The sequence below is a fragment of the Streptococcus oralis Uo5 genome (assembly GCF_000253155.1).
GTDB lineage: Bacteria > Bacillota > Bacilli > Lactobacillales > Streptococcaceae > Streptococcus > Streptococcus oralis_L.
Window position 1 is genome coordinate 979,635 of record NC_015291.1, and the last position, 19,553, is coordinate 999,187.

The following is a 19,553-nucleotide window of genomic DNA, read 5'->3' on the forward strand; positions in this document are numbered from 1 at the left end:
GATTATACTTTTACAACCTGAACCTCGTCTTTGCCAAGTAAGATCAAGTATTTTTCAATATTTTCAATCGAATAGGCTCGTGATAAAGCTTCTCCGTAGAGCGCTAACTGCCCACGATAGCGTTCAATGAGTTGACTTGGCTCATCATAGCGGTCTGTCTTATAGTCGAAAAGAACGATTCTATCATCATAAAGCAGATAGCCATCCAAGATTCCACGAACAACAAAGTCTCCCTGACTCTTTTGGTCCCATTTGAGCATGGAAAAAGGTTGCTCACGATAGAGATAGTCAGTATTAGCGAGAATCTCCTGACCAAGTGGTGTGTCAAAGAAAGCTAGGACTTTAGAAAGATTGATCTTTTTTCTAACAGCTGGACTAGTCTGAACTTGTTTGAGAGTTTCTGTCAGAGTGGCAAGTGTTGGTTGCTGACTAAGGTCAATTCTCTGCATCAGTTCGTGGGTTGCACTACCAATCACAGCTCCTGTCACCCTTTCTTTAGTTGAAAAATCTGGTAAATCAAAGCTGATTTTCTTGTCTACTGACTGACTTTGACCTGCAATCTCAACACCTTCCATATCCATAACAGGTTCGTAGAATTTCTTGATTTGGCTTGGGGTTTGAACACTAGGTAGCTCAATGGCTGCACGGTGAAGAGTATTATAAACTTCCACCTCTTTCAGCATTTCCAAAGCTTCTTTAATGGTTTCTGACTGGCGATTGTCTGCTTGAGATCTATCTTGTAGAGAACTCTTGTTTTCCAACTGACCAATAGCTTCTCTAGTCAACTGGTCTTCACCAACAAAACGATAGCTAAAGTTGAGATTGTCTCTAGCAAATACTTTACTAATCGCCCATATCCAATCTTGGAAATTCTTAGCTTGAAGTCTGGTATGTTTATCTAGTTTTCCGTTTTCAGCTGTTGGATATTCCTTGGCTTCCAGTTTTTCACGAGAGCACTTACCGACAAGATAAAGCTTTCTCTCAGCCCGTGTCATGGCAACATACAGCAGACGCATCTGCTCTGAATAGCTAGCCAATTGCAGCTCTTCTTCATTCTGCGTATAAGTTAGGCTAGGAATGGAGAGTTTGATGGTTTTAGGATAGTGTGCTTCCACTGCTCCTGTTTCTACCTTGGCAATGTATTTGACACCAAGCCCATTTTTACGACTGAGAATAACTTCTGACATCGAGTCTTGCTTGTTGAAGTCCTGATCCATGTTGAGGATAAAGACGTAAGGAAATTCCAATCCTTTGCTCTTGTGAATGGTCATAAGTTCCACGGCATCTTTAGGCGGTGCGACGGCTACGCTTGCGAGATCGTGCTGGGCTTCTAGGACTTGGTCAATCATACGTATAAAACGCGACAAGCCCTTGAAATTACTCTTTTCAAACTGGTCAGCACGTAGCGCTAGGGCATAGAGATTGGCCTGTCTAGCAGGTCCGTTCGGCAAAGCCCCAACATAGTCATAATAAAAACGGTCGATGTAAATCTTCCAAATCAAGTCATAGAGAGAGTGAGTTTTGGTATATAAGCGCCAAGAATCCAAAATATCCATGAATTGATTTAGTTTTTCAGCTAGAGCTGTATGAATTAACTCTTTCTGGTTTGTTACCAGTTTTTGAGCATTGACCAGTTTCTCATAGAGATTTTCTTGGACCTTATCTTCTACTTTCTGAAGGGACAAGCGTGCCAACTCGTCCTCGTCAAAACTAAACATAGGAGACTTCATCAGAGCAACCAAGGCATAGTCTTGCAGGGGATTGTGAATGACACGCAGTGTGTCCAGCATAACTTGTACTTCTAGGGATTGGAGGTAATTGTTTTGCTCACCGTCGGTTTTAACTGGAATTCCGTACTCAGACAGGGCAAGTAGAATCTGGTCATTTCGACTGCGACTGGAAGTCAAAAGGGCTATTTCTTTAAAGGTAACGCCTTTTTCCTGATGAAGCTTCAGGATTTCCTTGATGACCAGACGCATTTCCCCAGTGAGTTTCGTTTCTGTTTGGCTCTCTTCCTCCTCTTGCCCGCTGTCTCCCTTATCGTAGAGGAGAAATTCTGCCTTGTTGTCTGGATTGGGAGTCAGTTTGGTATTGGCAAAAACAAGCTGGTGCATACTGTCATAGTTGATTTCGCCGGCCTCTTGGTCCATAAGGCGTGCAAAAATATCATTGGTTGCTGACAGCACTTCTGAACTGCTACGGAAATTTTCCTTGAGGAGTATCAACTTACCCTCTTTAGGATTTTGCGCATAGCGTTGAAATTTTTCATTGAAAATTTGGGGATCTGCCTGACGGAAACGGTAGATGGACTGCTTGATATCTCCCACCATAAAGCGATTGTGACCATTCGACAGCAATTCCAGCATTCGTTCTTGAATGTGGTTGGTATCCTGATACTCATCAACCATGACTTCGTGGAATCTCTCCTGATAAGCCTCGCGGACTTGTGGGAAATTCTCTAAAATTTCAATGGTGAAATGACTGATATCAGCGAATTCAAAGGCATTTTCTTGGCGTTTACATTCACGATAAGCCTCCACAAAATCACTCATAAAGGTTTGGAAGGTTTTAGCTAGCTCCCAAGTATCTTCATGATAACGTTCTTGATAGTCGAGAATGGTTATCTGGTCCGCCAGTTGTCCTAGTTTAGCAAACTGGGCCTTTCTCTCATCGTTATAGGCATCAGCCAGTGGCTTCAAATCGGCCTTACGACTGGAGTTAGCTAGAGATCGACCATTTTTCTCCTTAGAGATGGCGATAATACGCGCAAGCACAGCTTGATAAGCCTGGCTATCGGACTCTTGATTTAAGGAGCCAATTTCATCCAGAACCAGCTGCACATTTTCTAAATAGGCAGCTTTTGGAAACTCATTGGCATCGTTATCCAGATGATAACGGAAGAAACTTTCCAAGTCCCAAAGCGCCTGCTTTATTTGCTCAGTTAGTTTGTCTTTTTCAATTACAAAGTCAGCTGTTTCAAATCCTTTGAGGAAAGAGTTACTCAACCATTTTTGTGGACTGCTGGTGGATTGAAGAAAATCATAGATTTTGTAGACTTGCTGGCGCAGACCTCGTTCATCCTTACCTCGTCCAGCAAAGTTCTTGACCAAGCGACTAAAGTTTTCTTTATTTTCACCTTGGTAATGGGCTTCAAAAACCTGATGAAAAACTTCGTTTTTTAAGAGTAACTGTTCACTTTCATTTTGTAGAATACGGAAATTCGGTGCGATATCAATCAGATAGCCATGTTTGCCAAGGAATTTTTGTGTGAAAGAGTCCATGGTTCCGATGGCAGCGTTTGGCAGGTCTGCCAACTGACGTCCCAAGTGTTGTTTGAGATCAACATCGTTACTTTCTTGGATTTGTTGGCTAATTTTTTTCTCCAAACGTTCCTTAAGTTCAGTAGCAGCCTTGACGGTAAAGGTCGAGATAAAGAGTTGAGAAATTTCGACACCACGCGCTAATTGATCCAAAATACGTTCTGCCATGACAAAGGTTTTCCCTGAACCAGCAGACGCTGAGACCAGAATATTTTGCCCTGCAGTATATATGGCTTCGATTTGCTCGGCTGTTTTCTTCTGTTCCTTGCTCGAACTCGCTTCTGCTTCTTGCAGTTTTTGAATTTCTTCCTCAGTAAAAAAGGAAATGGGCTTCATCGATTCAACTCCTCTCTCATTTTCTCAAACCAAGCTTGCTTGAGTTTTTCTCCGACCAGTCGTTTGCCATCCGCTAGGTGTAACTTTTCTAGGAAACGTGCTTGACCCAAATGGTAATTGGCTTCAAATCCTGTAATTGCATGATGTTGCTGGACGTATGGGGCAATACTTCTGCCGTTCTCTGTGTATGGATTGATGGCGAACTGTCCTTCTAAAATCTTCTCTGCTGCTTTCTTATAAAGATGTGCATTGTAGTCTAGCAAGAGATGAAACTCCTCATCAGTCAGCTGGTTGGCTTTATTTTTACTGTAAAACTCACCCAAATGACTGCTTTCTTTTTCTAAAAAGAGCCCTTGGTATTTCATTGACTTGCTGGCTTCTGCTACTGCTCCAGCCAAACTCTTAACGTTCAACAGAGATTGGACAGGTTCAGCCATTTCTAGGTACATAGCACCGAAAAAGTTTTGCTCTCCTTCTCCCTTAAGGGCAGCAAGATAGGTTGGCAGTTGGGAATTGAGGCCATTAAAGAAATTCGAAAACTGGAACTGAGTTAAACTAGACTTGTAGTCTACCACTCCCAGTGCTCCATCAGCTTTCAAACGGTCGATTCGGTCAACCTTGCCACGCACATGGACACTGCGACCATTATCCAATTGAATAAAGGCTTGATCCTTGCCACCAAATGTTGCTTCCTCTTGGATGGTTTCGATGGCTGGATTATGACGAAGGATATGACCAGTTGTCCGCGCGACATCAACCAGAACTTCCTTGGTAAACTGAGCTTCCAAACTTTCCTGATAAATGGCTTCAAATTCCCGTTCTTGACTGGTTTCCTTAATAGCTTGCTCCAAACGCTGGTCAAATGGATTTTCAGCAGGTAGTTTCAAGGCATGCTCAAAAATGCGGTGCAAGAAATTCCCGTGACTGCGAGCATCTGGACGAAGCCGCAATTCTTCCTGCAAACCTAAGACATAACGGAGAAAATAACTGTATTCATTGCGGTAAAACTCAGTCAAACCAGACGTAGACAGGTAAAACTCTTTGTCAGCGGGATAGAGAGCCTGCAAGGTCTCTTTCTCTAATGGCTTGCTGCTTGGGCTAGTTGGGAGTGCTGGATTTGTAAGGCCTTTTTGATCTAGTTTTTTACCCATCACACGCGCCAGAACCTTAACAAAGGTCAAATCTTGCTCAGTATCATTCGTCTCGCTCTGCTGATGGTAGGCAACCAGACTAGACAAGAGACTGTGATATGAACCCATATCTTTTTTGCTAAGATTTTTATGGTTCATTGTCTTTTCTCTTCTTCTAAATCCAAAACTCACCAGTTCATGAAGATAAGCAGATTCCTTGCTTTCGTTTTCATTGAGAAGACTTGGAGCGGATAACACCAACTGCTTACGAGCAGCATTGACTAAAGAAAGCATGGTATAGCGATTTTTCTTGAGATTTTCGCTACTTGCAATCAGTAATTGCGCTCCCTCTTCAGTCGCTTGGTTTAGATTTTGTCTTTCTTCGTCTGTCAAAAGACTGGTGTTTTGCGCAATTTTTGGTAAATGATCCTGAGTCAGCCCAATAGCGTAGACAAAGTCAGCGGTCAGAGGGGCAATCAGATCATAACTCTGCACCAGAACTGTGTCCACTGTTGCTGGAATAGTACGGTACTGAGAAAGGCTCATCCCAGAATGAAGCAAGGCCAGGAAGTCCTCCAGACTAACTTGTGAACCAGCAAAAACCGTCGCAAATTGTTCTAAAACATGGCAGAAGGCTTTCCAAACTTCAGCTTGTCTTTCCTGTTCTAGAGCTTCCATAGTAGCTGTCAAGTCTTGCATTTGCTTGCTTAAAGCAGTATTTTTTAGAAAAATACTCCACTTTTGCAAGAGATTTTCAGCCTTTTGTTTTCGACTGGCAAATATGGTTTCAAGTGGCTCCAAAACTCGCAGACGAAGAGCATTTAAACGCTCTAAATCAAATTTTCCGTGGTGAGATTTTGTGAAGGTCTGCTGAAAAGCTGGCAAGCCATTGATACCAAGATAGCGGAGATATTGCTCAAAAGCATCAATATCCGCTTGGCTAAGGTCAGTATATAGACCAGTTCTGAGGAGATTAATCAAATCCTCCTGACGGAAACGGTAGCGTTTTAAACGCAAAATAGATTCGACATACTGAGTCAAAGGGTGGTGAGCCATGGATTCACTTCTACCAAGATAGAAAGGAATCTGGTACTGGTCAAAAATGGTTTTCAGTGATAACTGGTAAGAAGCCACATCCCCTAAGAGAATGCGAAAATGCTTGTAACTCAGTTCTGGATGGTCATGTAATTTCTGACGAATGCTACGGGCTACTAATTCCAACTCTTCCTTTTGTGTCAAACAAGACCAGATTTGCAGGTTTTTTCGGTCCTTCTCATCGATCTCCAAAGTCAGCTCTGAAAAGTCATAAGAAGACTCCAGCAAACGAGAGGCTTTGTCAAAACTATCTATCTTCTCATGAGTCTGAGAACGATCCTGAGCAGGTGTTTGGTATTTTGCCCCCAAATGATGAAGAAATTCTACACTGGCTTGGTAGAGATTCCCTTCAGCGAAAGGACTGGTATAGGCCTTCTTACTTGCATAAGAACCAATGACAATCTCGACACCTTTTCGATGGAGCAGATCCACTACACGCTCTTCTTCGGCGGAAAAACGGGTAAAACCGCCAATGACCAGAGCAAGCTGACTAAAATCACTACTTACCTTGCCATTTTCAATAGCCTCAATCAAATGGGCCAACTGACTTCCCTGAGCCAACTGACCTTGATTGAGATAGGCAGTCACTTTCTCAAAAATCAAGAGTAAATCCGCTCGCTTATCCTCATCTGTTAAACTTTCCAAGTCCAAAAAACTCATCTGAGCAGTCGTCATCTCATGATAAAGTTCAATCAACTGCTGGATAAATTGAGGTTCCTGCTTAATGGCACCATAAACTCGCAATTCTTTAGGATCGAGTTCTGCAAGACATTTATAAAAAGCCATCCCAAGCCCGATATCATCAAGACTGGTCTTGGCAGGCAAATCATTTAAAACCAGGTAACGAGCCATCTGAGCAAAACGCGTGACGGTAATCGCAAAAGAAGCCTGCTGGGACAAGCATTCCAGCACGGCGCGTTCTTTTTCAAATGAAAGAGAGTTGGGGGCGATGTAGAAGACCCGCTTGCCCCCAGCAACTAGCTCTTCTGCCTCTCTGGTCAAGATTTCTGTCAAAGAAGTCCGAATATCAGTATAAAGTAATTTCATCTCAGCCTCGTTTGCTTTATCAAAGTTTCTTACTCTATTATAGCAAAGTTCGCTTCACAGTCCAAATCCAAAATTCTTGTTGATAATCATTTAACTAGCAAATCAATCATACTTCATCATCCATTTTCATATGCTGAAAAATATGGAGGAAAAAGTCTTTGGAAACTTCAAAATGTCCATAACGAAGTCGAGAAGTATAGTCTCTCCATTCAGGATGTTGTCTAGCTATTTCTATGGAACAATCTTTGACTGGTAGATAATACTCGACATTTCGTCTAAAGGGAAAGAATCCTTCAAATTGCTCTACTTGATAGGCTTTGTCATCTATAATTTTACCTACGGCCACAAAAGCCTGTAACTTATCTTGACCATTCATATCGTATTTTGGACTATAGTATAAAAGATAGTCACCTTTTTTCATACGATTTAAGGGGCCTCCCTTTCCATGACAGACCTGACAAAAATTTCCCTCAACTCCTCTTAAAACATGGTTCTTTGAAACAACTCCGACCCAATATCTAGGCATTTTTATCCTCCAGCACTACTAACATACGATTAAAACATTCTCTATCGTTAGATAGTTTTTCAAAAAATTTTTCATCAATCCCTTCTACTAAGGGTAAAGCTTGATTGACCTTCTCCGCGCCAGACTTCGTCACTGAGACCAGTTTTGCCCGACTATCCTTTGGATGTTGATCACGTCTAATGTAGTCCTTCTTCTCCAGTAGTCTAACAATCTGGGAAACCGTCATGACATCCATACCGGTGAAACGAGCAATATCAACTTGCGTTACATATTCCTCTCTATTGTTCAAAAACAAGAGCGAGGTTAAAACGATAAATTGAGGCAAAGTGAGGCCAACCGATTTCAAAACTCTTTTTAAATTACTTTCCCATTTGTTGTAAACTTTAATGAAAAGAAGACCTGTAGACTCTGTTTCATCGTTTTTATAAATTGAATTAAACTGATATTGTGGCATTTTTTCTCCTTAAATATTAAGTATACATATTATATAAGAATTTATTTTGTTTTTCAAGAAAAGGAAAGCCGAATTTTACAATTCTGTCAGACATTTTATAGTCTATATGCTATAATAAAAGCAAAACACATAGAAAAGGAAGTCTTATGATTAAACTACTAGCCTTGGATATGGATGGAACCCTCCTCAATGAAGCCAAGGAAATCCCTCAAGCCCACATTACTGCCATTCACCAAGCCATTGAAAAAGGTGTCAAACTGGTTCTCTGTACAGGTCGCCCTCTTTTCGGTGTCCTCCCCTACTATAAAAAACTAGGTCTTGACCTCCAGAACGAGTACGTCATCGTCAATAATGGTTGTTCAACTCACCAGACCAGTGACTGGAGTCTAGTGGACTGGCAAGAACTCAGCCCAGCTGATATTGAATACCTCTATGACCTAGCTGAAAAAAGCGACGTCCAGTTGACTCTCTTTGATGAAGAACATTATTTTGTTCTTGGTGGCAAGCCAAATGAAATCGTTCAAAATGATGCAAAACTAGTCTTTTCAGACCTGACTGAAATTTCACTTGAGGAAGCCACCAGTGGTAAATATCGTATGTTCCAAGGCATGTTTTTGGGCAACAAAGAACAAACAGACGATTTTGAGCAACGCTTTGCTGAGGAGCTCTGCCAACGTTTTAGCGGCGTTCGTTCGCAGCCTGTCATTTATGAAGCCATGCCACTTGGAACTACCAAGGCTACTGCTCTTTCTCGACTAGCTGCGATTTTGAAGATCGAGCCCTCAGAAATTATGGCCATGGGTGATGCTAATAACGATATCGAAATGCTCCAGTTTGCAGGACTTGGCATTGCTATGGGAAATGCTAGCGACCATGTCAAATCCTTAGCCAATGACGTCACAACCAGCAATGAAGAAGATGGTGTTGCACGTGCCATTGAGAAGTATATTTTATAAAAAAGAAAAGCAAATAGACAGAAATTACTGCTATTTGCTTTTTTACTACTTAACCCAATAAGCAATCAGGGTAATAATCCATAAATGAGCTGGGTAGAAAATATAAAAAAAATATTTACTCCAACTGGTTTCTTTTCCTCGCTGTCCATTATACAAGGCCATAAAAGGAAAGACGGTGACAAAGAGCCAGTCAGAATTGAAAAGCATCATTCCCAGTGTTTGGTGCCAAGTGTCGTAAATTTGGATGGAAGTCACTAACAGAAAGGCCCAGAGAAAAGCATATAGGAGATTTCGCAATCCCTTGCGATTTCGACAAGAGTAACTAATCAAGAGAAATGGTAGCATAGTAATACCACCCTCAGTAAAAAGACAACCGAAAATCAAGAGCCCAGCAACTCCAATCCGACGCCACAACTTCTCCTTTTTATCCAACTCTTTTCTGGGAAAACCAATCCAAAGCATGGTGACACCGATGGCCAAAGTCAGGAAAATGTTGTTATTTACCATTACTCCTTTGGATGCAAATAGGGCATTTAGTAGGCTATTTCCAGCAAACATGATAATCGCCCAACTCCAAAGGCGGATGAGGTAGTTTTTCAAATTCCGAGTATGAATGAATCCTTCCATAGCCATATAGGCAAACCAAACTCCTACACAACGGGTCAAGGCGTGAAAGATACCTTCCCACAGAGGAGAAACGATTCCGGTGATATGAGGGATATGGTCTAGAACCATTACTGCCGCCATCAGGTACTTCAACTGCGTCGCATTCCATTTTTTCATAATAAACCTCTTTCTTTTTAATCTACATAGAGTATAGCATACATTTTCACGTATAATCGTACACCCATCTTACATTTAAAAAGCCTATCTTACATTTTTGTAAGACAGGCGTGAATATCAAAAGTTTATTATGAAATTTACCATCTAGTCCGTAATTCGTTGGTACATTTCTGGTCTTCTATCTCGAAACAGTCCCCAGTTGAGGCGTTCACTTGCTCCCTTGTCAAGGTCATAGGTCGCTAACAGAATTGCTTCTCCTTGTCTTTCAGCTCTCTCTAAAATAGCTCCTGTTTCATCCGTCATAAAGGACGAACCGTAGAAGTCAAGACTGGAACTCTGTCCACCATTTTCCTCACTAGGAGAGACTTCTTCCAAACCGTAACGATTGGCTGCAATGACTGGAACAATATTTGCTGCTGCGTGCCCTTGCATAGTACGTTGCCAGTGACCACAACTGTCTGTATCCAAAATAGGTTCCGAACCGATAGCTGTTGGATAAAAGAGCAATTCAGCACCATTCAATGCAAGACAGCGCGCTGTTTCGGGGAACCATTGATCCCAACAGATGCCGATCCCAATTTTAGCGTAGCGAGTATCCCAGACCTTGAAGCCAGTGTTACCAGGCGTAAAATAAAACTTTTCTTGATAATAATGGTCATCTGGTATGTGGGTCTTCCGATAAACGCCCACCACTTCCCCATCAGCATCAATGACAGCAATAGAGTTATACAAGACATTGCCATCTTTTTCATAGAAACTGATCGGTAAAACAACTTCTAGTTCCTTAGCAATCGATTTAAAATATTGAATGGCTGTATTTTCTTCCACTGACTGGGCATATTGGTAGTAGTCATACTGACGCTCCTGACAGAAATAGGGACGTTCAAACAATTCGGGTAAAAGAATAATTTGTGCGCCTTGTTCTGCAGCCTGACGTACTAAACGCTCTGCGGTTTGGATATTTGTTGCCACATCCTTAGCGCATTGCATCTGAATGGCTGCAACTCTTACATTTCTCATCTTTTTCTCCTATTCTGGGATTTGTTGGGTGATACAGTGGATATTGCCACCACCTAAGAGAATATCCCTGGCTGGTATTCCGATAACTTTACGGTCTGGAAAACACTTGCTGAGAATATCTAGGGCTACTTGGTCGTTAACATCCTCAAACTGTGGAACTAAGACAGCCTTGTTGGCAATATAGAAATTGACATAGGAAGCTGCAAGACGCTCGCCCTCATAACGCTCCTCTTCCCCATCTTCATAGGTATAACCTGGTAAATCCTCCTTAGTGACAACCTGACGAATAGCTGGAATAGGAAGCTTATGAATAGTGAAAGTGCGACCTTTTGCATCCGTTTCCTTTTCTAAAATCTCAAGGTCGGCTGCAGACATAGCATACTGAGGATCACTTTTGTCGTCTGTCCAAGCTAGAACAAGCTCTGCAGGACCAACGAAGGCTGCAACATTGTCAACGTGTTCATTGGTTTCGTCCTGATAAATACCATAAGGAAGCCAGATAACTTTTTCAGCGCCAAGGCACTCTAATAAGGTGTTTTCGATTTCCTCTTTACTGAGATAAGGATTGCGACCAGCGCTCAGAAGGCAGCTTTCAGTCACGAGAATGGTTCCTTGACCATCGCTGTGTATCGCGCCACCTTCCAGTACAAAAGGTTTAGCTTCGTAAACAGGCATTTCCAAGGCCTGAGCAAAACGACTAGCTACTTGGTCATCATCTTCATAATCTTGATAAAGACCATCGACTGCTCCACCCCAGGCATTGAAAGACCAATCGACTGCCAACTTGTCTCTTTTATCATTGACGAGAATAGTCGGACCAGTATCACGGGCCCAGGCATCATTGGTAGGAATATCTAGATAAACGACCTTGTCTCCGAGATAGGATTGGGCTTCAGATTGATAGTCCTGCTCCACCAAGAGATAAACGGTTTCCCCTTCGGCTATGGTTTTGATAATTTGGCTAAATGCTCTTTTGGCAGCCTTTCCTTGGAAGGGCCATGAACCTGGTCGAGTCGGCCAGATCATGATGGTGCCATGGTGTGGTTCATACTCTGCCGGCATACGGTAGCCTAATTTCTTTGGACTGTCCATCATGATAATCTCCCTTTAAAGTCTTGATAGCTGAAGGCTTTGACCAAGCTGCAGTCACCTCGCTCGTCCATGAGATAGAGACTTGGCAAGCCAATACCGTTAAAGGTATTATTTTTTACAAAAGAGTAAATAGCCATATCTTCAAAATAAAGTCTATCACCGATTTGGATTGGATTCTCAAAGCTATAATCGCCTATCACATCACCCGTCAGACAGGTATTGGAAGAAAGTCTATAGGTATGGGCTTTTTCCTGAGCCTCAAATCCATTTCTCAAAGGTGGACGATAGGGCATCTCAAGTACATCAGGCATATGGCAGGTTGCAGAGGCATCTAAAACCAAGATTTCCATACCGTTTTCTACAATATCCAATACCTCCGTTGCTAGATAACCCGCATTGAGCGCAATAGCTTCACCCGGCTCGATATAGACTTCAAGATTGTAAGTTTCTCGGATACGCTTGATTTCAGAAATCAGCAAATCCACATCATAGTCTTCTCTCGTTATGTGGTGTCCTCCACCCATATTGAGCCATTTGACCTTATATAAATAAGGTCCAAACTGCGCTTCTACAGCTTTCAAAGTTGTTTCTAAATCATCTGCCCCCTGCTCACAAAGGGTATGAAAATGAAGACCATCTACTAAGTCCAGCAAATCACTCGGTATCTTGTCTAAAGTAACTCCAAACCGAGATCCCGGAGCACAAGGGTCATAGAGCGCGTGATCTCCTTGAGTTGAACATTGAGGGTTGAGGCGCAAACCAACACTGATACCAGCCTCTCGACAACGAGAACCGTATTTACGCAACTGTCTCTCCGAATTAAAGACGATATGATCTGATATCTGAAGTAACTCTTCCATATCTGATTCCTTGAAAGCTGGCGCAAAGACATGGACTTCCCCTGGGAACTCTTCTCGTGCTAGTTTAGCCTCATAGAGACCACTAGCCGTTGTACCAGAGAGATACTGGCTAATTAAGGGATAGGTTTTATAAAGAGAATAAGCCTTCTGGGCCAGTAAAACCTTGCAGCCCGCTTCTTCCTGAACTTGCTGTAAAATACGGCAATTGGCTTCTAATTTTCCTAAGTCAATGACATAGGCTGGTGTGGGTACTTGTTCTAACTTCATTAGTCCACCATTTGCGGGTTTTCTACCACAACCCAAGGCAAGCCGTACTCATTCAAAGCTTCCATGAATGGATCTGGATCCAATTCTTCAAGGTTGTAAACTCCAGGTTGTTTCCAAGTACCATTCATCACTAATTTTGTCCCAATCATGGCTGGAACTCCTGTTGTGTATGAAATTGCCTGTGAACCAACTTCTGCGTAACATTCCTGATGGTCACAAACATTGTAGATATAGATAGTCTTCTCAAGACCATCTTTGACACCTGTAAAGATACATCCAATATTGGTTTTTCCAACAGTGCGTGGGCCAAGGCTAGCAGGATCAGGTAGCAAGGCTTTTAAGAATTGAATCGGTACAATTTCTTGACCGTTAAAGTTAATGGTATCCGTACGAAGGAGTCCGACATTTTCCAAGCATTTCATGTGCGTTAGATAAGATTGGCCAAAGGTCATAAAGAAACGTATCCGTTTGACACCGGGAATGTTCTTGGCCAATGATTCAATTTCTTCATGGTGAAGGAGATACATGTCTTTCTGTCCAACTTGAGGGAAATCATACTCACGCTTGATAGACATAGCTTCGACTTCGACCCATTTTCCATCTTCCCAGTAAGAACCTGGCGCAGAAACCTCTCGGAGGTTGATTTCTGGGTTAAAGTTTGTTGCAAATGGATAACCGTGGTCACCACCATTACAGTCTAAAATGTCGATATAGTGGATTTCATCAAAATAGTGTTTGAGAGCATAAGCTGAAAAGACACTGGTCACACCTGGGTCGAAACCAGAACCGAGAAGAGCAGTTAAGCCCGCTTCTTTGAATTTCTCCTGATATGTCCATTGCCATGAGTAGTCAAAGTAAGCTGTAAAACCAAGTTCCTTGCAGCGATTTTCATAAATGGCACGCCATTCTGGGTCTTCTGTGTCCTCAGCCTCATAGTTGGCGGTATCGATATAGTGGACACCTGTTGCCAAGCAAGCATCCATAATTGTTAAATCTTGATATGGTAAAGCTACGTTCAAAACAGCTTCTGGTTTGTAGCTATCAATTAAGGCAATCACTTCTTCAACCTTGTCAGCGTCAAGGGCAGCTGTCTCAATCTTTGTACTTGTTTTACCTTCCAGTTTAGCCTTCAAGTCATCACATTTTGACTTGGTACGGCTAGCAATCATAATCTCTGTAAAGGTTTCGCTATCTTGGCAAATCTTTGAAATAGCAACTTGGGCAACGCCCCCACATCCAATAATTAGTAAACGACTCATTTTTTTCCTTCCTCTTCTTCTAAAATGTCCTCAACATACTTGGGCAACATAAAGGCTCCCACATGTAAGTTTGCAGTATAGTATTCTGTGAAAAGCTGGCGTTTTTTCCAGCCTTCCTTGTCAAAATCTTTGACAGGGTGGTATTTTTTCGATGCAAATCCAAACAACCAATAGCCCGCTGGACTGGTTGGGATATGGGCCTGATAAACCCGACTGATTGGAAATGCTTGATTGACCTTGCGGTGCATACTTCGGCAAGCTGACTCATCCTCGTCAAAGAAGGGACTCCCATGCTGATAGATCATGATGCCATCTTCTTTGAGAGCTCTGTAACTGTTACCGTAAAATTCCTTGGTAAAGAGCCCTTCCGTATGTCCAAATGGATCTGTCGCATCGTTGATAATGATATCGTAATCATCCTCACAGTTTCTCAAAAATCGTAGTCCATTTTGATAGTAAATGGTAACACGAGGGTCATCTAGCCCCGCAGCAAAATCTGGGAAATACTCACGACAGACCTCAACCAACATCTCATCTGGTTCCACAATATCGATTTGCTCCAGTTCAGGATAGAGCGTTAATACTTGGGCAACACCGCCGTCGCCACCCCCAATAACCAATACTTTCTTTGGATTAGGATGGACAGCCATGGGTACGTGGACGGTCATTTCATTGTAAACAAAATCATCTGCATCTGAAAACAAGACATGCCCATTTAAGATCAATATCTTTCCAAAAGCTGGCGTGTCTAAGACTTCTATATCCTGCCATTCACTCTTACCAGCGTAGAGTTGCTTGGCTGTTCTCAGGGACAGTTTCACATCTGGAGTATGAACTTCAGAAAACCATAAATCCATCTAGTTCTCCTTTCTCTCAATAACATTAATGTGATTGACCTCTGGATCTTCCGTTCCTTGGAGGGAGCAACCACGTTCCTTGGCAAACAGGATATAATCCACAATTTCTCGTGTAATGCGTTCACCTGGTGCTAGGATTGGAATTCCTGGAGGATAACACATGACAAATTCCCCACAGACCTGTCCAACAGACTCATCCAAGGTCAAACTTCTTCTCTCTGAATAAAAGGCTTCCTGAGGAGACAGGACCAACTCGGGTTGAATATATTCTCCAGCAATCAAGTCCTTCCCATCTCTCGAGTAGAGTCTCTTGATATCCGCCAAAGCACCAACCAGACGCTCAATGTCTTGGATGCGGTCACCGATTGAAATATAGGCCAATATATTGCCAATATCCCCAAACTCGATCTGAATATCGTATTCGTCTCGCAAGAGGTCATAAACCTCTATCCCTGTTAAGCCAATACCCTGAGTATAAACGGACAGCTTGGTCACGTCAAAATCACAGACCGACACTCCGTCTATTAACTCTTTTGAGTAGGCATAGTAACCACCGATAGCATTGATTTCACGACGAGCGTACTCGGATAGCTCAATGACTTTCTCAAAAGACTCTTTGCCACGAAGGGCTAAGTTTCGTCTAGAAATATCTAGACTAGCCATAAGTAGGTAAGAGGCAGATGTAGACTGGGTCAGGTTGATAATCTGACGAACGTACTCAGGATTCATCTGCTCCCCGATAAGAAGGATGGAGCTCTGAGTCAAACTTCCGCCAGACTTATGCATAGAAACGGCTGCCATATCCGCCCCAGCATTCATAGCGGATAGTGGCAATTTATCTGTAAAATGCAAATGCGCTCCATGGGCTTCATCTACTAAAACCATCATGCAAGCTTCATGAGCCATTTCCGTTAAACCCTTGAGGTCTGAACAAATCCCATAGTAAGTAGGATTGTTGATTAGGATAGCTTTAGCATCTGGATGTTCCTTAATGGCCTGTGCAACACGGTCATTTTCAAGACCTAAAGCGATTCCGATTTTAGGATCTACACTCATCTCGATATAGATGGGAATGGCACCACATAGAACCAGCGCATTGATAGCAGATTTATGAACATTACGTGGCAGAATAATCTTATCTCCCGCCTTGCAGGTGGAAAGAATCATAGTCTGCACCGATGAAGTTGTTCCACCAATCATGAGAAAGGCATGGGCTGCTCCAAAAGCATCTGCAGCCAATTCTTCCGCATCACGAATAATCGAAATGGGATGACCAAGATTATCCAAGGGTTTCATCGAATTGACATCAATGCCAACACATTTTTCCCCTAACAGTTCGACAAGTTCCGGATTTCCCCGCCCACGCTTGTGACCTGGCACATCAAAGGGAACAATCCTTTTCTTGCGTAACTTCACCAAGGCCTCATAAATTGGGGCTTGGTTTTGATCTAACTTCTTCAAGACATACTCCTTTACCATATTTTTAGTGCCTCAAGAAGATAAAGGCGACTAAAGGTTGACTTATGAAAAAAGAGCAGGTTTTCACCTGCTCTGCAATCTTCTGACGTGTGTATTTTGGTTTCTGTTGAGTATGTCTGTTCCTGATGTTTCCTAACTCTCTAGTAGCAAATATTACGTACTTTATTGATCGTTTCACAAGATGACGTGTGCTTTCACCACACTAAAATTTATGAATTAGGACAAGCGTCCTAACATCAACTTATAAAAGTAGGCTTTTAACCCTATCAATAATGTGGCTTTTTAACCACGCTTCGGCATTCAACCCTGCCTGTCCGTAGGCATTTTTTACTCGGGTTTATATTTGCTAGAAAACATCATCTCATTTTCTAAGCCTTATAACTATATCATGTTTATAAGAGCTTGTAAAGGATTTTGTTAAACTTTTTTTAATAATCTTGTTTTTTGTTCGCGAAATATCTTTCAACAATAAAAAGAAATCGTTTTAAATCGTTATCTGCATAAGAAAAAAGAAACTACAACCATTAGCTGCTTCAATAATCTTAAAGTATAACTTGATATTGAAAATCAATTCTTTTCATCAGATTTCATAAATATTTCCAGCTAGGAAGTGGGAATCAACTGCTCCAATTCTACTTCTGAAAGCTGTCCTTGATTGTAAAGTTTTCTAAGTAAGTCCTCATCTACGGTAATTGAATAGTAATCCGTCACAAACTCATGAAATCGCTCAAAACTGTCAAAGAAGTAGGATAATAACCATTCACCACCGTCCTGATCTTGGTAGGTATTTTGATGCTCTTGTCCATCATACCAGATAAAGAAGGTTGTTTCATCTTTTTGTTCTTCTGAGTATAGGTTTTGATACTTTTCATCCAGTCCTTTATAAAATCCGTCTATGATGTCTTGATTCCACTCATTCGCAGCAAATTGACTCAAACTACTTTCATGATCAAAACCTTTTATGAGGATCATTTTATCAGTCAAAATCACATCTAGAGAATCACCAGAGCCATTGTCGATAAGGTAACGAGCCCCATAGCTTCCCTCAGTCTTAACGATCAATCGAAGCCAGGTCTCATTTGGATCTGTTCGATACTCATCAATGACAAGTAAGGCATCTAAACGTGTCTTGGCATTTTCCCATTCAATTCTTCCCATCTCTTTAGTCCTCCATCTTAAAGCTTAAAATCTATTATGCTTACAAATTCTATAACCAATTTCTATCTATTCCGTCCAACTATACTGTGGAATATTTTCTTCACCAGACAAGTCATCAGGTGTATGATTTTCTACATGTGCATTCATCACGCACCTGACTAACAGTTGGTAAAAGTAGTTAACGAATAGTTACTAAGACATTTCCTTTGAGAGTTAAGATTTTCTTATAAAAGTCCTTCATTTTTACAAAACAGGTTCGAATATCATCCTTGATTTCTTCCTCTTCTTCAAGATAATCCCAAATATCGGGATACAAATCTGCCTTCTTGCATGCTTCCATGCTAAAATCAGCCAGAGCCCTATCCATGTCAAAATTCTCTAATGCTTGAACAATCTCAGCTATCTTTGAGTGTTCAGTATAGGCTATATACTCCGATACATTTTCTAAAGGAGTCACTCCCAAGACAGCTTCTCTCAAGGGGTCGTCATCCATAAATTCTGAACTACTAAAGCCTGTCATAACAAAGAGTATGGCGTCCCACATTTTGTCAATATCTATCAACGTCTCATTTTCCTTAGTAGAATCCTCTACTAAGTCAAGCACTTCCTCTTCCTGACGAGAATCTGGCACTATTTGCCTTAATTCATTTTCAGATAGATATCGATAATTAGCAATCATTCCCATAATGTTTCCTCCTATTCGTTTCTTAGGATAGCACTGATTTTACTAGTTACCTTTCTTGAAAAGGCATAATACTGTTTTTGGACTCTCCTCTTTATTTCAAATCCTCATCTTCTGTCACTTCCCAGACTTCTGACTGGTATCCCTCTCCGTCAATATCATAGCGCTGAGTATAACCTATAAATTTTCCCTTTTTATTTGACTTACGAGGCTTGAGAATGTTTATAGCCCAGAATCCGATAAGAATGAGAACTAAAAGCGCTATTACTGTCTTCATATTACTTCTCCTTTGCCTATCTTAATAACCTTCAACCCACTTTTCATTATCCATAATGAAAGGCTTGGCCAGTCCATCACCTGTATAATCCGCATATTTGGTGGATAGATACTTGTAACAATCTTCCTTGCTCACGAACTTAATAGCTTGATAAGGCTCTTCAAAAGTCAGTTTCTCTACAAATAAGAAACCATCATCAGCTGGCACTAAAACACCAACGTGTCCAACAAAAAGATACTCTCCATCCAAATTATCATGTAACACAACAGACAACATCCGAGCTTTATCATTAAATTGAAACTGGGAGAAGAATTTCTCCATCTTCTGCGCGTGAACTTTTACATCCGTTGTCGCTTCCGTCTCCACCCTAGAAAATAGAATATCAAACTCTTCCTTATCTTTCGCGTCAAATACTTTTCCCTTATCAATAGCATCGTTATCCACAAAAAGTAGCTGGTCATTCTTTTCAAGTTTTGGGATCGTGACTGAATTTTTTAATAACGCATAGCTATTGATACGGCAGTTGGTCCCGACAAAGTCACCCTTTTTTTGATTCCAGAGACTGCTGATTTTCTCTACATCGTATTCTGTCTTCGTAAAGGAGGCAAAATTTCCACTTAAGCCAGTAGAGCCGACAGTCGCATTATAGTCTGTGACAAGATTGAAAAATGTCTCAACACTATTTGGATCCAAGTGCGCTGATAAGAGAGATTTGACCTCTTCGATACTGACCTGATTGTTCAGATTGGTATATGAAGCCGTCCAAGGAACTTTATCTGAGCTGGCTTGTGTCTGATTTCCAGCTTCAGTGCTCGTATTATTTTGGTGACAAGCAGCCAATCCAAATAATAAGGGCAAGCACAGTCCAAAGGCTACTACTTTTCTCGTTCGTTTCATGCAATTCTCCTTCTAGACTACAAGCCTCTTTTTCATTTAAATAGCATTCACTAATCAT

At 41.6% G+C, this 19,553-nt stretch carries 16 protein-coding genes; 1 reads left to right on the forward strand and 15 read right to left on the reverse strand.

The features are described from left to right. Positions 1-2: 2 nt before the first annotated feature. The 4 genes from addA to SOR_RS04935 all read right to left on the reverse strand — a co-directional run bounded on the left by addA (position 3) and on the right by SOR_RS04935 (position 7,908). Positions 3-3,656 carry a helicase-exonuclease AddAB subunit AddA gene (gene addA, locus SOR_RS04920; protein WP_000802714.1) on the reverse strand — a complete coding sequence of 1,218 codons (3,654 nt, stop codon included), beginning with the start codon at positions 3,654-3,656 and terminating at the stop codon, positions 3-5. Continuing rightward, positions 3,653-6,928: an ATP-dependent nuclease subunit B gene (gene rexB / locus SOR_RS04925; protein WP_000772384.1), complete on the reverse strand. Its 3,276-nt coding sequence runs from the start codon at positions 6,926-6,928 to the stop codon at positions 3,653-3,655. The genes addA and rexB overlap by 4 nt, the downstream gene beginning before the upstream one ends. A 106-nt stretch (positions 6,929-7,034) precedes the next feature. Beyond that, positions 7,035-7,454, reverse strand: coding sequence for an EVE domain-containing protein (locus SOR_RS04930; RefSeq protein WP_001138488.1), 420 nt, complete (start codon positions 7,452-7,454; stop codon positions 7,035-7,037). Further along, the gene (locus SOR_RS04935; RefSeq protein ID WP_001136805.1) at positions 7,447-7,908 is read right to left on the reverse strand and encodes a MarR family winged helix-turn-helix transcriptional regulator; all 462 of its coding nucleotides are present in this window, start codon (positions 7,906-7,908) and stop codon (positions 7,447-7,449) included. Before SOR_RS04935 ends, SOR_RS04930 begins: the two co-directional genes overlap by 8 nt. 146 nt (positions 7,909-8,054) lie before the next feature. Here SOR_RS04935 and SOR_RS04940 point away from each other — a divergent pair, with 146 nt between their 5' ends. Beyond that, positions 8,055-8,864 carry a Cof-type HAD-IIB family hydrolase gene (locus SOR_RS04940; protein ID WP_000593595.1) on the forward strand — a complete coding sequence of 270 codons (810 nt, stop codon included), beginning with the start codon at positions 8,055-8,057 and terminating at the stop codon, positions 8,862-8,864. 45 nt (positions 8,865-8,909) lie between these two features. Here SOR_RS04940 and SOR_RS04945 read toward each other — a convergent pair whose 3' ends face one another. From SOR_RS04945 to SOR_RS04995, 11 genes are all read right to left on the reverse strand, one after another. After that, the gene (locus SOR_RS04945; RefSeq protein ID WP_000759204.1) at positions 8,910-9,647 is read right to left on the reverse strand and encodes a TraX family protein; all 738 of its coding nucleotides are present in this window, start codon (positions 9,645-9,647) and stop codon (positions 8,910-8,912) included. A gap of 144 nt (positions 9,648-9,791) precedes the next feature. After that, on the reverse strand, positions 9,792-10,667 hold the full coding sequence (gene aguB, locus SOR_RS04950) for an N-carbamoylputrescine amidase (RefSeq protein WP_001246736.1): 876 nt from the start codon (positions 10,665-10,667) through the stop codon (positions 9,792-9,794). Positions 10,668-10,676: 9 nt separating this feature from the next. Next, on the reverse strand, positions 10,677-11,762 hold the full coding sequence (gene aguA, locus SOR_RS04955; RefSeq protein WP_000969470.1) for an agmatine deiminase: 1,086 nt from the start codon (positions 11,760-11,762) through the stop codon (positions 10,677-10,679). Then, a complete protein-coding gene (gene nspC, locus SOR_RS04960; protein WP_000764387.1) occupies positions 11,759-12,886 on the reverse strand; it encodes a carboxynorspermidine decarboxylase in 1,128 nt (375 codons plus the stop codon). The genes aguA and nspC overlap by 4 nt, the downstream gene beginning before the upstream one ends. Next, positions 12,886-14,145: a saccharopine dehydrogenase family protein gene (locus SOR_RS04965; protein ID WP_000088680.1), complete on the reverse strand. Its 1,260-nt coding sequence runs from the start codon at positions 14,143-14,145 to the stop codon at positions 12,886-12,888. Before SOR_RS04965 ends, nspC begins: the two co-directional genes overlap by 1 nt. Then, complete coding sequence (gene speE, locus SOR_RS04970; RefSeq protein WP_000366713.1) at positions 14,142-15,002, reverse strand: polyamine aminopropyltransferase; 861 nt, start codon at positions 15,000-15,002, stop codon at positions 14,142-14,144. The genes SOR_RS04965 and speE overlap by 4 nt, the downstream gene beginning before the upstream one ends. Further along, positions 15,003-16,463, reverse strand: a complete 1,461-nt coding sequence (locus SOR_RS04975; protein WP_041170811.1) for an aminotransferase class I/II-fold pyridoxal phosphate-dependent enzyme — start codon at positions 16,461-16,463, stop codon at positions 15,003-15,005. A gap of 621 nt (positions 16,464-17,084) precedes the next feature. Further along, positions 17,085-17,639 (reverse strand): hypothetical protein, encoded by a 555-nt coding sequence (locus SOR_RS04980; protein ID WP_000532577.1) that lies wholly within the window; start codon positions 17,637-17,639, stop codon positions 17,085-17,087. A gap of 178 nt (positions 17,640-17,817) precedes the next feature. Continuing rightward, positions 17,818-18,324 carry a YfbM family protein gene (locus SOR_RS04985; protein WP_000525336.1) on the reverse strand — a complete coding sequence of 169 codons (507 nt, stop codon included), beginning with the start codon at positions 18,322-18,324 and terminating at the stop codon, positions 17,818-17,820. A 91-nt stretch (positions 18,325-18,415) separates the two neighbouring features. Next, complete coding sequence (locus tag SOR_RS04990; RefSeq protein WP_000859476.1) at positions 18,416-18,598, reverse strand: hypothetical protein; 183 nt, start codon at positions 18,596-18,598, stop codon at positions 18,416-18,418. A 21-nt stretch (positions 18,599-18,619) separates the two neighbouring features. Further along, entirely contained in the window at positions 18,620-19,495 is an 876-nt protein-coding gene (locus SOR_RS04995) for a DUF4300 family protein (protein WP_000831838.1), read from the reverse strand. Positions 19,496-19,553 lie beyond the last annotated feature (58 nt).

Coding starts and splice junctions, on each gene's coding strand:
- rexB (WP_000772384.1), bottom strand. CDS start 6,928: ATGAAATTACTTTATACTGATATTCGGACTTCTTTGACAGAAATCTTG.
- SOR_RS04995 (WP_000831838.1), bottom strand. CDS start 19,495: ATGAAACGAACGAGAAAAGTAGTAGCCTTTGGACTGTGCTTGCCCTTA.
- SOR_RS04985 (WP_000525336.1), bottom strand. CDS start 18,324: ATGGGAATGATTGCTAATTATCGATATCTATCTGAAAATGAATTAAGG.
- addA (WP_000802714.1), bottom strand. CDS start 3,656: ATGAAGCCCATTTCCTTTTTTACTGAGGAAGAAATTCAAAAACTGCAA.
- speE (WP_000366713.1), bottom strand. CDS start 15,002: ATGGATTTATGGTTTTCTGAAGTTCATACTCCAGATGTGAAACTGTCC.
- SOR_RS04930 (WP_001138488.1), bottom strand. CDS start 7,454: ATGCCTAGATATTGGGTCGGAGTTGTTTCAAAGAACCATGTTTTAAGA.
- SOR_RS04990 (WP_000859476.1), bottom strand. CDS start 18,598: ATGAAGACAGTAATAGCGCTTTTAGTTCTCATTCTTATCGGATTCTGG.
- SOR_RS04965 (WP_000088680.1), bottom strand. CDS start 14,145: ATGAGTCGTTTACTAATTATTGGATGTGGGGGCGTTGCCCAAGTTGCT.
- nspC (WP_000764387.1), bottom strand. CDS start 12,886: ATGAAGTTAGAACAAGTACCCACACCAGCCTATGTCATTGACTTAGGA.
- SOR_RS04940 (WP_000593595.1), top strand. CDS start 8,055: ATGATTAAACTACTAGCCTTGGATATGGATGGAACCCTCCTCAATGAA.
- SOR_RS04945 (WP_000759204.1), bottom strand. CDS start 9,647: ATGAAAAAATGGAATGCGACGCAGTTGAAGTACCTGATGGCGGCAGTA.
- aguB (WP_001246736.1), bottom strand. CDS start 10,667: ATGAGAAATGTAAGAGTTGCAGCCATTCAGATGCAATGCGCTAAGGAT.
- aguA (WP_000969470.1), bottom strand. CDS start 11,762: ATGATGGACAGTCCAAAGAAATTAGGCTACCGTATGCCGGCAGAGTAT.
- SOR_RS04935 (WP_001136805.1), bottom strand. CDS start 7,908: ATGCCACAATATCAGTTTAATTCAATTTATAAAAACGATGAAACAGAG.
- SOR_RS04980 (WP_000532577.1), bottom strand. CDS start 17,639: ATGGGAAGAATTGAATGGGAAAATGCCAAGACACGTTTAGATGCCTTA.